This window comes from Mesoterricola silvestris (assembly GCF_030295405.1).
Taxonomy (GTDB): Bacteria; Acidobacteriota; Holophagae; order Holophagales; family Holophagaceae; genus Mesoterricola; species Mesoterricola silvestris.
Window position 1 is genome coordinate 1,602,197 of record NZ_AP027080.1, and the last position, 13,805, is coordinate 1,616,001.

The following is a 13,805-nucleotide window of genomic DNA, read 5'->3' on the forward strand; positions in this document are numbered from 1 at the left end:
GTTCCCGGGGCACGGGTCGGCCCATGCGGTTCCAGCCCGGCGCCCCGACCCACCGGAACCCGGCTGATTCCCCCCGCAGCCCCCGGCAGGGCAGGCTGGGCCCCGCCACCAAGCCCGGCAAGCCCCAGCCCCGTCCGAACCCTCTCACCCCTTCGCGGGCGATCCGTGGGACTGGTAGGACTTCAGCCGGGCGGTCACCGCTTCCCGTTGGGGTTCGGGGACCTTGCCGGTGGCCAGGGCCCGGGCCTCCCGTTCGGCGGCCACCTTGAAATCCCCCGCCCTGGCGTGGGCCTGGGCGGACATGTCCAGGAAGTAGGGATCGTCCTGGCTCTTGGCGGCGAGGAGGGCCTGGTCCGCCACCTTGACGATCAGGCCGGCCTCCTGGGCGGAATTCTCGAGCATGGTCCCGGCCAGCATGGCGAGGCCCGGGGCACTGTCCTTGAAGGGGCCCGCCGCGAGGGCCCGGGCGTAGGCGTCGGCCCTGGCGGGGTCCGTGTGGGCGAGGGCGGAATAGTAGACGTGGCCGAAGCTCATTTCCACCGACGGATGGGTGGGGAAGAGTTCCGCCCCCACCCGGGCCGCCTCGGCGTAGTCCCCCTTGCGCATGGCCGCGAAGAAGGGCTGAATGGCCTTTTCGTCCCTCGCCCTGCGCTCGGTCTCGGCTTCCCTCTTGGCGGCGGCCGCCCTGGCATCGAAGGTGCCCGCCACCACGGCGTCCAGCACCGGATCGAGCTCCATGGGGTGGCCGATCCAGTGGATGCGTCCCTGGCCGTTCACGAGGATGGCCGTGGGGATTCCCGGCGAGCCCGAGGGCTTGAACCAGGTGTCGGCGATGGTCCCGGCGGGGCCGTCGGCGCCCACGTGGTAGACCATCTTGTCCCCCTGTTCCTTCACGAAGGCCTCGACGCCCTTCAGGTAGCCCTTGTCCGCGGGCCCCGCCTTCTTCTCCAGGATGCTGATGCCCACGAAGTCCACCTTGCCCGCGAACTTCCGGGCCAGCTCCGTGAGGTGGGGAATGCTGGTCCGGCAGGGCCCGCACCAGGTGGCCCAGAATTCCACCACGTACATGCGCCCCGGTTCGAAGGCCGTCACCGGCTTTCCCTTGAACCACGCGGCCACGGGAAGGGGAGGGGCCGGATCCCCCACCTTGAGGGTGCCGGCATGGGCGAAGGCGGCGATGCCCGCCACCAGGGCCGGGAGGAGCATTCTGCGGGAAGGGTGGAGCATGGGACCTCCTGGGGCTGCGGCACGGTCCGCGACGCGCGGCCTGCACCCCGAAATGATCCCCGCCTCCGGAAGGAATTCCGGATGAAGTGTGATGAAGTCTTTCAAGGGTTTTAACCCGTGGGAAAGCCGTATATAAAAATTAATATTAATTGGTTTGGATCTCTTTCCCTTCCTCTGCGTCCCGCTGCGAGTCCTCCGCGCCCCGGCGATGGGTTTTCCCCACAGCCCCGATCCGATCCGGTCCTCATCCGATCGCATCGGCCTGTCATGGAACCTTCCAAACGCTGAGGGGCAGAGGACTCGCAGAGGTTCGCCGGGAAAGGAAGGGAAGCGGATTCCCTCCCGCCACCCCGACCCCATGCGTGCACCGGAGGTGTCATGTCTTGCCGTGACCCCGGTCCAACAATGAACCTAAATTTTGAAATGATTTATATTAACATGGCTATTTTCTCGGGTTAAAACCCCTTCGATAATTCACTGAACCACATGTTGTCAAGGCCCCCCCGTCCGAAAATGATGGATGCCAGGGGACGTTCCCGTTCCCGCCCCACCGGCACCCCGTATTCCCCATGACCCAGGAGGACCCATGATTCCCACCCCAGGCCGGGTGGCCGCGGCAGCCTTGTGCGCCCTGGCTCCCCTCGCCGCCCAGGACCTTCCCGTGACCGAACGGACCCTGCCCAACGGCATGCGGGTCCTCCTGGTCGAGCGCCACGACGAGCCCACCATCGCCTGCGGGTGGGTGGCCCGGGTGGGCAGCGCCGACGAGCGCCCCGGGATCACCGGCATCGCGCACCTCTTCGAGCACATGATGTTCAAGGGGACCAAGGTGATCGGCACCCGGAACCCGGCCCGGGACGCGGAGCTGAACGCCCTCCAGGACCGCACCATGGAAGGCATCCGCGCCGAGCTGGACCTGCTGCGCGAGCGCCTCCGGCGGGGCGAGATCCAGGACCTCAACGATCCGAAGGTGCGCAGCCCCCGCCACCAGCGGCTCCTGGGCGAGCTGGACGCCCTGGTGAAGGAGCAGCGCGGCCTCATCGTGAAGGACGAACTGGACAAGGTGTACAAGCAGGCCGGAGCCACGGGCCTCAACGCCAACACCACCCCGGACCGCACCTTCTTCCACATCCAGGTGCCAGCCAACAAGCTGGAGCTCTGGGCCTGGCTGGAGGCGGACCGGATCCGCAACGCCGTCTTCCGGGAATTCTACAGCGAGCGGGACGTGGTCCTGGAGGAGCGCCGCCTTCGGGTGGAGGCCACCCCCACCGGCAAGGTCCAGGAGACCTTCAACGCCATGGTGTGGCAGGCCCACCCCTACACCTGGCCCGTCATCGGCTGGCCCAGCGACATCGCCACCGTGACCCGGGACCAGGCGGACACCTTCTTCTCCACCTACTACGCGCCCAACAACATCACGGCCATCCTCGTGGGCGATTTCAGGACCGAGGAGGCCTTCGGCCTGGTCAAGGCCTACTTCGGCGCCATCCCGGGCCGCGCGGCGGTCCCCCCCAAGGTGACGACGCTGGAACCGCCCCAGGGCGCCGAGCAGCGCCTCGAGGCCGCGGCCGACGCCATGCCCATGGTCCAGTGCGTGCACAAGGGGGTGCCTTCGGTCCACCGGGACGCCCCGGCCCTGGACGTGCTCAGCGCCGTGCTGAACGGCAATTCCGGGCGGTTGAACCGGGAGCTGGTGATCGGCCGGAAGGTGGCCGTGGACGCGGGCGCGGGCAACAATTCCATGAAGTTCGGCGGCCTCTTCTACCTGGGCGGGGTCCCGGCCCCCGGCCACACGCCGGAGGAGGTGGAGCGCCTTCTCCTGCAGGAGGTGGAGCGCATCCAGAAGGACGGCATCACCGAAAGGGAGCTCCAGAAGGTGAAGAACCAGGTGCAGGCCGCCACCTACGGCCGCATGGAGAACAACATGGACCTGCTGAGCCAGCTGGCCGAGGCCGAGGGCGCGGGGACCTACAAGGACTTCCTGGCCGACCCCGCCCACCTCGCGGCGGTGACCCGGGAGGATGTCCAGCGGGTGGCGCGCCAGTATTTCGTCCCCGGGAACCGCAGCACGCTCGTGATCCGTCGCAAGGAGGCAAAGTGATGGCCCGACCCATGATCCTGGCCCTGTTCCTGGGCGGGAGCCTCCTGGCCCAGGGGACCTTCCCGCGCCCCGAGCAGATCACCTTCAAGCCCCTGAAATTCGAGGCCCCCCGCGCCGCGGCCTTCAAGGCCCGGCTGCGCAACGGCATCCCGGCCTATGTGGCGGGGGACCCCGCGGACCTGCCCTTCGTGCGGATCCGCGTGCTCATCAAGGGCGGGTCCTACCTGGACCCCCGGGGCAAGGAGGGCCTCGCCGCGCTCACCGGCATGCAGATGCGCGCCGGCGGCACGGAGAAGACCGCCGCGGCGGCCCTGGACGAGCGCCTGGAATTCCTGGCGGGAAACATCGGCTCGGGCCTGGGGGAGACCTCCGGGTACGTGGACATGCAGTTCATGGAGAAGGACCTCAAGGAGGGGCTGGAGCTCTTCATGCAGGTGCTCACCGCCCCGGCCTTCGCCCAGGACCGCCTGGACCAGGCCAAGGCGAACCTCCTGCAGGGCCTCCTGGCCCGCAACGACCGGATCGAGGAGATCGCCAAGGGCGAGATGCCCCGCCTCCTGAACGGCGAAGACCACTTCAGCTCGGCCCGCATCACCGGCGCCAGCCTCAAGGCCATCACCCGGGAGGACATGGCCGCCTTCCACGCCCGGCTCCTCCATCCCGCCAACCTGGTGGTGTCGGTTTCGGGCCGGTTCAAGCGGGAGGCCATGCTGGGCCTCCTGGAAAGGACCCTGGGCGCCCTCAAGCCCGGTCCCGCCGCCAAGGCCAGCCCCAAGGTCCCGGCCCCCGACTTCCGCCGCAAGCCCGGGATCTACGTGGTGGACAAGGACGTGCCCCAGAGCCTCGTGCGCTTCGCCCTGCCCGGGCTGCGGCGCACCGATCCCGACTGGCACGCGGCCCTCGTCCTGAACCAGGTGCTGGGCGGCAGCGGCTTCACCTCGCGCCTCATGAAGAAGATCCGCAGCGACGAAGGGCTCACCTACGGCGTGGGCACCGGCCTCGGGGACGGCGCCCACTGGAAGGGCAACTGGAGCGGGTCCCTGCAGACCAAGAACCGCTCCGTGGCCTACGCCCTGCGCCTGGCCCTGGCCGAGATCCAGCGCCTGCGGGACACCCCCGTGCCCGCCGAGGAACTGGCCGTGATCAAGGACAGCATGGTCGAAGCCTTTCCCTCCCGATGGGGCAGGAAGGCCAACGTGGTGAACACCTTCGCCGACGAGGACCTGGCGGGGTGGCCCGAGGACTGGTGGGCGGGCTTCCGCGAAAAGATCCAGGCCGTCACCGCCGCCGACGTGCAGCGCGCGGCCCGGAAGTACCTGGACCCGAGCCAGCTGGTGATCCTCGTCGTAGGCAAGGCCGCCGAGGCAGAGGCCGGCGACGTGAAGGACCACCCCGGCGCCCTGAAGGACGTCGCCCCGCTGCCCCTGGTCCACCTCCCCTCCCGGGATCCCCTCACCCTCCTGCCCCTTTCCTGACTGGATGGACCCCATGCCGTTCCGCCGAATCCTCACCTTCCTCGCCCTCGCCGGCGCCATGGCCATCCAGGCTTCCGCTTTTGATCCCGAGACGGATGTCTCCGTGGCCTACGAGAAGGGGGCCGTGGTCATCACCGCCCCCAAGGGCGCCCACATCAAGAAATCCTTCACCGAGGTCACCCTGGCCTCGAAGCCGGGGAGCCTCAAGGCCGGCCCCCTGCCCAGGGCCGACGCCAAGGATGAGCTCAACGAGGACATCTACCACGGCGCCGTGCGCATCCCCGTGGCCGGCAGCGGCCTCAAGGGCGAGGTGGCCCTGGACGTCCAGTACCAGCCCTGCACGGAAGGGGCGGGGGGGAACTGCTTCCCGCCCACCACCCGCCGCCTCAAGGTCGCGGCGGCGGAGATCCCCGCCCTCAAGGAGTCCGTACCCGCCCCGAAGGCCGTGGCCCCCGAGGTGGAACCCGCCCCGGCCCCGGAGCTGAAGGCCGCCCCGCCCCAGGCCCCACCGCCGCCCGCCCCCGCTCCGGCCGAACCCCGGCGCGGTTTCCTGATCAGCCTGATCGTGGTGTTCCTGGCGGGCATGGGCGCCAGCCTCACCCCCTGCGTCTATCCGATGATCCCCATCACCATGGCCATCATCGGCGCCAAGCGGGGCGATGGGGGGGGCCGCCTCAAGGGCTTCAGCCTCTCCATGGCCCTCGTCCTGGGCATGGCGGTGACCTACACGGCGCTCGGCGTGGTGGCCGCCAGGAGCGGCGCCACCTTCGGCGCCTTCGCCCAGAAGCCGGCCTTCCTCGTTCCCGTTTCCGTGCTCTTCGCGGCCTTCTCCCTGTCGCTCTTCGGGGCCTTCGAACTGGCCCTCCCCCAGGGGCTGCAGAACCGGCTCCAGGGCGGCGGCCCCCGCAAGGGCTATCTGGGCGCCTTCTTCATGGGCCTGGTGCTGGGGCCCCTGGCGGCGCCCTGCGTGGGGCCCATCATCGGCACGGTGCTGGTGGGCATCGCCCAGCAGGGCGACGCCGTGAGGGGGGGCATCCAGCTCTTCACCTTCGCCATCGGCATGGGCGTCCTCTTCCTGGTGGTGGGGACCTTCTCGGCCGCGCTGCCCCGCAGCGGGGACTGGCTGACCCGCTTCAAGTACGTCATGGGCCTGGTGGTGCTGGGCTTCGCGGCCTGGAACGTGCGCCTCGTGGTTCCCGAATGGGCGAGCTTCCTGATGTGGACCGTCACGGCCCTCGCCGGCGCCGCGGTGTTCGGCGCCTTCGAACCCGGAGAGGGGCTCACCGGGCAGATCCGCAAGGGCTTCGCCATCTTCCTGGTGGCCCTGGCCGTCCTCCTTGGTTTCCGGGCCGTGGAAACGGGCCTGGACCTCAAACTGCTTCCCGCCCCCGCCGCGGCCGCCGCCGAAAAGGCCCCCGGCGCCTGGGGCACCGATTACGAGAAGGCCCTGGCGCAGGCCAAGGCCGAGGGCAAGCTGGTGCTCCTGGACACCTTCGCCGTGTGGTGCGCCCAGTGCAAGGAACTGGACGAGAAGACCTGGCCCGACCCGCAGGTGGCGGCCTGGATCAAGGACAATGCGGTGCCCGTGAAGATCGACGCCGACAAGGTCCGCCCCGACCTGGCCAGGTCCCTCCGGATCCGGAGCTTCCCCACCGTCGTCCTGCTGGACGGGGACGGCCGGGAGGTGCGCCGCAGCCTGGGCTTCCGGACCCCCGCCGACATGCTCACCTGGCTCCGCCACTAGAGGAATGACCATGAACCACCGCAGGATCATCATCATCGGCACGGGCCCCGCGGGCTACACCGCGGCCATCTACGCCTCCCGGGCCAACCTGGCGCCCCTGGTGCTGGAGGGCGCCCAGCCCGGAGGCCAGCTCACCATCACCACCGAGGTGGAGAACTACCCGGGCTTCCGGGAGGGCATCCCGGGCCCCGGGCTCATGGACGAGATGCGGGCCCAGGCCCTGCGCCTGGGCGCGGAGATCGTTCCGGAAACCGTCCTTTCGGCCCACCTGGACGTGCGGCCCATGGTGGTGGTGACGGAATCCGGGGACTACACCTGCGACGCGCTGGTCATCGCCACGGGCGCCTCCGCCAAGTGGCTGGGCATCGGCAAGGACGAGGAGCTGGGCCGCAGGGGCGGGGGCGTCTCCGCCTGCGCCACCTGCGACGGGTTCTTCTACCGGGGCAAGGAGGTGGCCGTGGTGGGCGGGGGCGACACCGCCCTGGAGGAGGCCCTCTACCTCACCCGCTTCGCCCGCCACGTGCACCTGGTGCACCGCCGGGACACCCTGCGGGCCTCCAAGGCCATGCAGGAGCGGGCCAAGGCCAACCCGAAAATCACCTTCCACTGGAACCAGGCCGTGGCCGATCTGGAAACCCGGCGGGTGGAAACCTCCCCCGGAAACCCGGTGGAAAAGCTCCGGGCCCTCCGGCTCAAGGACACCCGCGACGGGAGCCCGTCCCTGCTGGAGGTGGAGGGGCTCTTCGTGGCCGTGGGCCACCGCCCCAACACCGCCTTCCTCCGGGGCGCCCTCCCCGCGGACGAGAACGGCTACCTGCTGGTGGAGAAGGGCTCCACCCGCACCCCCGTCCCGGGCGTCTTCGCCTGCGGCGACGTGCAGGACAGCACCTACCGCCAGGCCATCACCGCCGCCGGATCCGGGTGCATGGCCGCCGTGGACGCCGAACGCTGGCTTTCCGAAACCTGCCCCCCTTCCCGGGAGACCTCCCATGTCTGACCTCGCCTCCGTCTCCGACGCCGGTTTCGCCGCCGCCATCGCCCAGGGCGTGACCCTGGTGGATTTCTGGGCCCCCTGGTGCGGCCCCTGCAAGGCCCTCTCCCCCGTGCTGGAGAAGGTCGCCGCCGACCTGGGGGACCGGGCCCGGATCCTGAAGATGGATATCGACGCCAATCCCGAGACCGCGGCCTCCCTGGGCATCATGTCCATTCCGGCCCTGGTGCTCTTCAAGGACGGGAAGCGCCTGGATCAGCGCGGTTCCCTCCACGCCGCCCAGATCCGGGCCCTGGTGGAGGCCGTCCTCTAGGGCAAATCTCCGACCCACCCCGCCTATCACTACCGAAGCCAGCGTATAGCCATTCCAGTAAAACGATGGCCTGGCCCGTCGGCCGGGAGTGACCGAATCCCGGGCTTTCATCCCCTTCATCCCATTCATCCTGTTAATCCCCGTTCCCGCAGGGCCAAGGCCGGGGTGGGTCGGCGCGCGATGGATCAGCATGCCCCGACCCATCCCGGCCTTGGCCCTGCGGGAACGGGGATTAACAGGATGAATGGGATGAAGGGGAGAATGACCGGACCTTGCCCGCGTGCCCAGCCCAGGACACAGGCCAATGGCCCGCCCATGCCCCCGGGCTTTCATCCCCCCCCCGGAATTCAATTCCCCGGCCGAGGATGCCGATCACACTCAGGTAATCCGTCTGCCGGAGTTTTCCATGGTCAAGCGTGGGCTGGCTCTGAAGTTCTTCCTGCCTGTGGGGGGCGCCCTGGCGGTGGTGGTGGGGGCGGTGGTGCTGTTCATCGGGGCCCTCCAGTCCCGGGGGGCGGAGCGGGCCTTCCGGGACCACCTCACCTCCCTGGCCACCACCTCCCGGTCCATGATGCATTCGGAGGCGGAGGAGTACTGCCGGTCCCGGGGCATGAGCTACCACCGGGTCATCGTGGGCGACAAGGCCGCGGAGGGGGAGGAGGGGGCCTACGAGCAGGGCGTGCTCCGGGCCTTCGAGGCCAACCCGAAGCTGGAATCCATGGACCGGGAGTACGAGGACGCCCAGGGCCGGCCCAACCAGGTGGCCTTCGCCCCGGCCCGGCTCCAGGATTCCTGCGTGACCTGCCACCAGGCCTTCGGCATCGACCGCTTCAAGGACCGGAAGGTGGGGGACCTGGTGGCGGCCTTCGGGGTGTCGGTGTCCACCGAGGGGCTGCAGAAGGAGGTGCGGGACCTCAGGCTCCTGTGCCTGGGGGCGGGGATCCTGGTGCTGGCGGCCATCAGCGGGCTGGTCACCTACTTCGTGCGGCGGATCATCCTGGCGCCCCTGTCGGAGCTGTCCGGATCCATCCTCCGCATCGCCCAGGGCGACCTCACGGTGCGCACCGAGGTGCGCAGCGACGACGAGATCGGCCAGCTGGGGACGGCCTTCAACGGCATGGTGTCGGACCTCAACGGAGCCCTCCTGCGGGTGGAGCGGGCCTCGGAGCAGGTGGCCTCGGGCAGCACCCAGCTCGCGGCCAGCGCCGACGAGATGGTCCGCACCGTGGACGACGCGGCCCGGGGGGGCGAGGCCCTGCGCGAGGCGGGGCAGGGCGTCATGGCGGCCCTGGAGCACCTCATGGGCAATGTGCGGGCCATGGACGACCACACCCGGCGCACCGTGGCGGAAACCGGCGTGGCGGTGCGGGACACGGACCAGGGGGCCCTGGCCGGCCAGGGCGCCGCCGAAGGCATGAAGGAGATCGAACAGGCCACGTCCCGCATCAACCAGGCCATCCGGGTGATCCAGGACATCGCCCGGCAGACCAACCTGCTCTCCCTGAACGCGGCCATCGAGGCCGCCAAGGCCGGGGCCCAGGGCAAGGGCTTCGCCGTGGTGGCCGAGGAGGTGCGCAAACTGGCCGAGCGCAGCGCCCAGTCCGCCCGGGAGATCGAGGAGATCATCGGCCAGACCCAGGAGGCCGTGAAGGGCGGGGTGCGGAGCGTCGCCACCACCCTGGAGCGCCTGGACGACATCCGGAGCCGCATCTCGGAGGTGTCCGGCAGCATCCACGGCATCGAGGGCCTCGCCCGGGAGCAGGGCCAGACCGGGGTGGAGGTGAAGGGCCTCATGGAGCACACCTCCTCCCGCCTGGAGCAGAACGCCGCGGCCACCGCCCAGCTCTCGGCCACGGTCCACGAGATCACGAAGACCGCCGAGGAACTGTCCACGGTGGCGGAGGAGATGAAGGACCTGGTGCAGAAATTCCGGCTATAGGGTGTCCAGGTACCGGGTGGGCCCGGCCCCCATGCCGCCCTCGGGCACCCACGCGAAGGCGTCGGCCTGGGCCAGGCGCACCAGGTCCGCGGAACCCTGGCTGGGCAGGGGGTGGAGGTCCCTCCCCTCCCGGCGGCAGGGGTGGAGCAGGGGCCGGTCCCCGGGGTTGGGCACGGCGGCCGCCAGGCGCCCCTCCTTCCAGGGATCCGGGGCCCGGCGGCCCTGGAGGCCGGCCATGGCCACGGGCAGGAACAGCAGGGCGTTCATGTAGGAGGACACGGGGTTGCCCGGCAGCCCCAGGATGACCCGCCCGTCCAGCAGGGCCGTGAGCATGGGCTTGCCGGGCTTGAGGCGGATCCGGTGGAAGAGGATGCGGGCGCCCATGGCCTCCAGCACCCGGGGGAGGTGGTCCTTGTCCCCGGCCGACACGCCGCCGGAGGTGAGGAGGATCTGCAGGTCCCCCAGGCCCAGGAGGAAGTCCCGCACGGCCTCGGGCCGGTCCGGCAGGGGGGGGAGCCTGCGCACCTCCGCGCCCAGGGCGTGGGCCAGGGCCTCCAGCATGGGGCCGTTGCTGTCCCGGATCTGGTGGGGGGCGGGGTGGGCGGTGATCTCGTCCCCGGTGGGGACGATGCCCACCCGGAGCCGCGCCAGGGGGGGCGTGGGCAGGCCCACCTGGGCCAGGAGCCCCGTGTGGCCGGCCCCGGCCGGGGCGCCCGGGGGAAGCAGGAGGTCCCCCTTCCGGGCCTGGGAGCCCCGGGGGCGCACGTGGGCGCCGGGGAGGGGGGGCGCGGCGGGGGTCAGGCCCTGGGGCCCCTGGACCAGGTCCTCCACGGGCACCACGGCGTCGGCCCCGGGGGGAAGGGCGGCCCCGGTCATGATGCGCACGCAGGTGCCGGGCTCCACCCGGAAGGCGGCGGGGTCGTCCCCGGCGAAGAGGGTCCCCAGCACGCGCCGGGGCGCGGCGCCGTCCTGGCTGCGCAGGGCGGCCCCGTCCATGGAGCTCAGGTCCAGGGCCGGATCGTCCCGGTCCGCGCGGATCTCCGGGGTCGCGGGGGGCGGAAAGGCGGCGGCCAGGATCCGGAGGGCGTCTTCAAGGGGGAGGAGAGGGGCGGCGCACATGGTATATATCGTAGTCGAGGGGGAACGGGATAGAGGCATGACAACGCTTGACCTGGACGACGCCTCCCCTGGCGGGGGCTCCTGCCTTACTCTCGAAGGGGCCTACGACCAGGTCCGCTCCAAGTTCCTCTTCCACCACCCCGACGGCGACACGGCCCTGCTGGACCGGGCCTTCAAGGTCGGCAAGAAGATGCACGGCTCCCAGAAGCGCAAGAGCGGGGAACCCTACTTCTTCCACCCCCTGGCCGTGGCGGATTCCCTGGCCGAGTGGCGCCTGGACGCCGTGAGCGTGGCCTGCGCCATCCTCCACGACACGGTGGAGGACACCCTCATGACCCTCGAGGAGGTGCGCAAGCAGTTCGGGGAGGAGGTGGCCGACATCGTCGACGGCCTCACCAAGATGAGCAAGCTCAACTTCACCGACCGCACCCTGCTCAACGCCGAGAACGTGCGCAAGCTCCTGGTGGCCATGGGCAAGGACGTGCGGGTGCTGCTGGTGAAGCTCGCGGACCGCCTCCACAACATGCGCACCCTGGCCTCCATGCGGGAGGAGAAGCGCCGCCGCATCGCCCGGGAGACCCTGGAGCTGTACGCGCCCCTCGCCAACCGCCTGGGCATGGGCACCGTGCGCGCCGAGCTGGAGGACCTGGCCTTCGCCAACCTCGAGCCCGAGCGGTTCGCGGAGATGCGCAAGGCCATCGACCTCAAGCGCAGCAAGAGCGCGCCCATGGTGGAGGAGATCAAGAAGACCCTCCAGTCCGCCCTGCGGGCCCAGGGCATCCACGCCGAGATCCTCTACCGGGAGAAGCACCTCTACGGCATCTGGAAGAAGATGGGGCTCCAGGAGAAGAGCCTGGACGACATCCACGATTGGCTCGCCTACCGCATCCTCTGCCCCGACCGGGCCTCGTGCTACACGGCCATGGGCCTCGTGCACGCCCTCTACAAGCCCATCCCCGGGCGCTTCAAGGACTACATCAGCCTGCCCAAGGACAACGGGTACCAGAGCATCCACACCAGCGTCCTCATGCCCGGCGGGGACTCCTTCGAGGTGCAGTTCCGCACCCAGGACATGGACGACCACGCCGAAGCCGGCATCGCCGCCCACTGGACCTACAAGGAAGGCAAGATCGCCAACAAGCAGGAGATAAACCAGGCCTCCTTCCTGCGCCGCATGGTGGAGCTGCACCAGGAGTCCCGGGACAGCCGGGACCTGGTGGCCAACCTCAAGGGCGAACTCAGCTTCCAGCGCATCCAGGTGTTCACGCCCAAGGGCGACCTGCGCAGCCTGCCCGAGAACTCCACCCCCATCGACTTCGCCTATTCCATCCACACCGAGGTGGGCCACCACTGCGTGGGCGCCAAGGTCAACGGCCGCATGGTGCCGCTGCGCCACGCCCTGCAGAACGGGGACCGGGTGGAGATCTTCACCCGGGCGGACCACAAGCCCAGCCGGGACTGGCTGGGCGTGGTGGTGTCGGCCGGGGCCAAGGCCAAGATCCAGACCTACATCCGCGAGGAGGAACGGGCCCACGCCGTGCTCATCGGCAAGGAGCGCCTGGAGCGGGAGGCCCGCACCCTGGGCATCCGCCTGGACGCGCCCGAGGCCCACCTGGCCCTGGAGGCCCGGCTCAAGGAGCTCAAGATCCCCTCCTGGGACGCCTTCTACGCCCAGGTGGGCTTCAACCGCGTCACCTGCCGCAAGCTCCTGGATCCCCTCGTGCCCGAGGCCAGCAGGGCCGCCAAGGAGGAGAAGGTCCCCGAGATCTTCCACGACACGGTGCTGGTGGACGACAACGTGGGGATCCTCTACACCCTGGCGGTGTGCTGCAAGCCCATCTGGGGCGACGAGATCGTCGGCTACACCACCCGGGGCCGGGGCATCTCCATCCACCGGGCCAACTGTCCCCACCTCAGCTCCTCCGCCCCCAACCCGGAGCGCCTGGTGAGCGTGGCCTGGGGCAAGGTCTCCAAGGGGCTCTTCAACACGGAACTGGTGGTGACCACCGAGGACCGCCCGGGCATGGTGGCCTCCATCTCCAACGCCATCCAGAAGGCCGGCCACAACATGCAGCGGTTCAGCGGCTCCAGCTCCGAGGAGGGGGGAGGCGTGTTCTACATCGCCCTCCGCGTGAAGGACCGCAACCACATCGTCGAGCTCATGGGCACCATCCGCAGGCTCAAGGGGGTCTTCACGGTGGAGCGGGTCAGGGGGTCCTACTTTGGAACCATCAAGTAGGTGGGTCCCGCCCCCCGGGGGCGAGCCCGTGGCCTGGGCCCGGGTGGAGGAGAGCCTGCGCGTCGCCCAGCGCTGGCCGGACCCCTTCAAGCTCTCCCCCAGGGCCCCCGAGAGCCCCCGGCGCGCCGCGGTGGCGGTGCTCCTGTGGGGGGACGCCGCGGGCGCCCGGGAGGTGGTTCTGGTGCGGCGCGGGGCCACGGCCCCCCAGCACCCCGGGGAACTGGCCTTTCCCGGAGGCATGGTGGAGCCCGGGGACCGGGACCTCACCGCCACCGCCCGCCGGGAGCTGGAGGAGGAGCTGGGGGTGAAGGACGGCCTCTGGGAGATGGGGTGCTTTCCCGACGGGGTGGCCAAGGCCCGCACGCGGTTCACGCCGCTCTTCCTGCGCTGGGAGGAGCCCGAGCCCCGGTTCACCCTCAGCTCCGAGATCCAGGACGTCCTCCGCCTTCCCCTGGAGCCCCTCATGGGCGCCCCCTGGGGGATCCAGCGCCTGGAGCTGCGCGGCCTGGCCCTGGACATCCCGCGGCTGGAGCTGCCCATGGCGCCCCTCTGGGGGGCCACGGCCTTCGTGCTCAAGGCGTGGCTGGACGTGCTGCGCAACACCTGAGGGGCTGATACCCTGATGGCAGGCCCCGAGCCTGCCCCCTCCACCTCCCG

10 protein-coding genes are annotated in these 13,805 nt (G+C 70.2%); 8 read left to right on the forward strand and 2 right to left on the reverse strand.

What is annotated here, in order from left to right:
• Positions 1-144: 144 nt before the first annotated feature.
• Positions 145-1,227 carry a TlpA family protein disulfide reductase gene (locus tag R2J76_RS06680; protein ID WP_316415040.1) on the reverse strand — a complete coding sequence of 361 codons (1,083 nt, stop codon included), beginning with the start codon at positions 1,225-1,227 and terminating at the stop codon, positions 145-147.
• A 586-nt stretch (positions 1,228-1,813) separates the two neighbouring features.
• Between R2J76_RS06680 and R2J76_RS06685 the strand changes: the two genes are divergently transcribed.
• The 6 genes from R2J76_RS06685 to R2J76_RS06710 all read left to right on the forward strand — a co-directional run bounded on the left by R2J76_RS06685 (position 1,814) and on the right by R2J76_RS06710 (position 9,790).
• Entirely contained in the window at positions 1,814-3,328 is a 1,515-nt protein-coding gene (locus tag R2J76_RS06685) for a M16 family metallopeptidase (RefSeq protein ID WP_316415041.1), read from the forward strand.
• Entirely contained in the window at positions 3,328-4,803 is a 1,476-nt protein-coding gene (locus R2J76_RS06690) for a M16 family metallopeptidase (RefSeq protein ID WP_316415042.1), read from the forward strand. The genes R2J76_RS06685 and R2J76_RS06690 overlap by 1 nt, the downstream gene beginning before the upstream one ends.
• 13 nt (positions 4,804-4,816) lie before the next feature.
• Positions 4,817-6,547, forward strand: coding sequence for a protein-disulfide reductase DsbD family protein (locus R2J76_RS06695; protein WP_316415043.1), 1,731 nt, complete (start codon positions 4,817-4,819; stop codon positions 6,545-6,547).
• A 4-nt stretch (positions 6,548-6,551) separates the two neighbouring features.
• Positions 6,552-7,544 carry a thioredoxin-disulfide reductase gene (gene trxB / locus R2J76_RS06700; RefSeq protein WP_394366788.1) on the forward strand — a complete coding sequence of 331 codons (993 nt, stop codon included), beginning with the start codon at positions 6,552-6,554 and terminating at the stop codon, positions 7,542-7,544.
• Complete coding sequence (gene trxA / locus R2J76_RS06705) at positions 7,537-7,851, forward strand: thioredoxin (protein WP_316415045.1); 315 nt, start codon at positions 7,537-7,539, stop codon at positions 7,849-7,851. Before trxB ends, trxA begins: the two co-directional genes overlap by 8 nt.
• Positions 7,852-8,257: 406 nt before the next feature.
• Positions 8,258-9,790, forward strand: a complete 1,533-nt coding sequence (locus R2J76_RS06710) for a methyl-accepting chemotaxis protein (protein WP_316415046.1) — start codon at positions 8,258-8,260, stop codon at positions 9,788-9,790.
• Here R2J76_RS06710 and R2J76_RS06715 read toward each other — a convergent pair.
• On the reverse strand, positions 9,785-10,909 hold the full coding sequence (locus R2J76_RS06715) for a molybdopterin molybdotransferase MoeA (RefSeq protein WP_316415047.1): 1,125 nt from the start codon (positions 10,907-10,909) through the stop codon (positions 9,785-9,787). The two genes, R2J76_RS06710 and R2J76_RS06715, sit on opposite strands and share 6 nt — an antisense overlap.
• A 37-nt stretch (positions 10,910-10,946) precedes the next feature.
• Here R2J76_RS06715 and R2J76_RS06720 point away from each other — a divergent pair, with 37 nt between their 5' ends.
• Entirely contained in the window at positions 10,947-13,148 is a 2,202-nt protein-coding gene (locus R2J76_RS06720; protein ID WP_316415049.1) for a RelA/SpoT family protein, read from the forward strand.
• On the forward strand, positions 13,132-13,755 hold the full coding sequence (locus tag R2J76_RS06725) for an NUDIX hydrolase (RefSeq protein ID WP_316415050.1): 624 nt from the start codon (positions 13,132-13,134) through the stop codon (positions 13,753-13,755). Before R2J76_RS06720 ends, R2J76_RS06725 begins: the two co-directional genes overlap by 17 nt.
• The last annotated feature ends 50 nt before the right edge of the window (positions 13,756-13,805 follow it).